The organism is Agromyces sp. P1_H4 (genome assembly GCF_056405255.1).
Genome location: NZ_JBFUCL010000472.1, coordinates 1 through 2,134, shown reverse-complemented (window position 1 = coordinate 2,134; position 2,134 = coordinate 1). Strand labels below are relative to the sequence as shown.

The following is a 2,134-nucleotide window of genomic DNA, read 5'->3' as shown; positions in this document are numbered from 1 at the left end:
GGGGCGGATGCCGCGGGCGATTCGTCACCGGATGCCGCGGCCGACCCGTCGGGGGCCTCGGACCGCATCGTCGGCCGCGGCGCGTATGACATGGCCGGAGGCCTCGCCGCGGCCATGGTGGCGGCGGCATCCGCGCCCGCCGACCTTTCAGGCGACCTCGTGCTCGCGTTCGCGGCGGACGAGGAGTTCGGCTCGGCCGGCATGGAGGACCTCCTCGCAGCCCTCGCCGACGGGTCCCTTCCAGATGCCGCGGTCGTGCTCGAGCCGACCGATCTCGAGGTGACGGTCGCGCACCGCGGCTTCGCCTGGTTCCGCGTCGAGTACGAGGGACTCGCGGCGCACGGCTCGCAACCCGAGCTCGGCGTGGACGCCATCGCCCGGGCCACCGACGGCCTCCTCGCCGTCAGGGCGTTCGCCGACGAGCTCGACGCCCGGCCGCGGCATCCGCTGCTCGGAGCCGGCAGCGTCAGGGTCGCCACCATCGAGGGCGGAACGGATGCCGCGACCGTTGCCGACCGCTGCGTGCTGGTGGTCGAGCGGCGCACGCTGCCGGGTGAGCCGGATCCGGGCGCCGAGCTGGAGCGGGTGCTCGCGTCCTCCCTGCCCGCGCGCATCGTGCCGCTCGTCGCCCGGCCGGCGATGGAGGCGGACGCCCACGCCGAGATCGTCGGGGCCGTCGTCGACGCGGTCGAACGGGCCACCGGCACGCCGGCGGTGCGCCGCGGCGATCCGTGGTGGACCGACGCCGGCCTCATCGCCGAGGCGGGAATCCCCGTCGTGCTCGTCGGTCCGCTCGGTGGAGGGGCGCACGCCGACGAGGAATGGGTGTCGACGGCGTCGTTGCGCACCCTCGTCGACGTGATCGATGGCGTGATCGCCGCCGTGTGCGGCGAGAATGGAAGACACCAGCGAAAGGAGCCGTCGTGACGAGGGCGTTGTTCATCATCGATGTGCAGAACGACTTCACCGAGGGCGGTGCGCTCGGCGTCGAGGGCGGCGCCGCGGTGGCGGCGGGCATCTCCGAGCTGCTCGCGCAGCACAAGGACCGCTACGGCGTCGTCGTCGCCTCGCGCGACTGGCACGACGCCGACAACGACAACGGCGGGCACTTCGCCACCGACGGCGCACCCGACTACGTCACCACCTGGCCTGTGCACTGCGTCGCCGGCACGGTCGGGGCCGCCTACCACCCCGCGCTCGACGTCGATGCGATCGACGTGCACCTGCTGAAGGGCCAGGGCGTGCCCGCCTACTCGATCTTCGAGGCCGTCGACGAGGGCGGTCGTGCCATCGGGGAGGTGCTCGACGAGTACGGCGTCACCGACGTCGACGTCGTCGGCATCGCGACCGACTACTGCGTGCGGGCCAGCGGCCTCGACGCCGTCGAGCACGGCCGCCACGTGCGCGTCTTCACGGACCTCGTCGCCGGCGTCGCACCCGAGACGTCGCAGGCGGCGCTCGCCGAGCTCGGCCATGCCGGTGCGGCCATCGCGGAGTCCACGGTGCTGGATGCCGAGGCCCGGGCGGACGCTGCGGGTGAGGCTGCGACCGGCGAAGCTGCGGATGGCGGCGACGCCGCCGACGCCGACGCCGAGCCCGGGGCGCAGGCGTGAGGCAGCCGGTCGCCGGCGACCTCCCCACGCTGCACGCCGAGAGCGCCGACGGGGTGCTCATCGCCTACCGGGTCCACGGCGTCGCCGAGGYCGACGAGCAGCTGCCGCCCGTGCTCCTGGTGCACGGGTTCGCCTCGAACGCCGCCGTCACGTGGGAGGGCACCGGCTGGGTGCGCGCACTCCTCGACGCGCATCGCGGCGTGATCACGGTCGACCTGCGGGGTCACGGCGACAGCGACAAGCCGATCGAGGCCGACGCCTACGCGCCCGAGCGGCTCGGCGGGGACCTGCTCGCCGTGYTCGACTCGGTCGGGGCGGGCGATGTGGACGTCGTCGGCTACTCCATGGGCAACCGCGTCGTCTCCGCGCTCACCGAGCTCGCTCCCGAGCGGGTGCGACGCGTCGTCATCGGCGGTGCCGGGCCGACCGAGCTCTTCGCCACGTGGGACCTCGACGAGGCGCGAGCGCTGCTGCTCCGCGACGAGCCGGCACGCAACCCGGTGATCGAGCAGGTGCTGCGG

The 2,134-nt window shown here is 74.2% G+C and carries 2 protein-coding genes and 1 pseudogene; all 3 read left to right on the top strand.

The genetic code is table 11. The features are described 5' to 3' along the window. Window positions 1-927: M20/M25/M40 family metallo-hydrolase (locus AC1DY2_RS19015; RefSeq protein WP_476763832.1), on the top strand; the 927-nt coding region annotated here is incomplete at its 5' end. Next, a pseudogene (locus AC1DY2_RS19010) lies at window positions 924-1,499 on the top strand (isochorismatase family protein); the annotation flags it as partial. The gene AC1DY2_RS19015 and the pseudogene AC1DY2_RS19010, both read left to right, overlap by 4 nt. A 110-nt stretch (window positions 1,500-1,609) precedes the next feature. After that, on the top strand, window positions 1,610-2,134 hold a 525-nt coding region (locus AC1DY2_RS19005), incomplete at its 3' end, for an alpha/beta fold hydrolase (protein WP_476763831.1).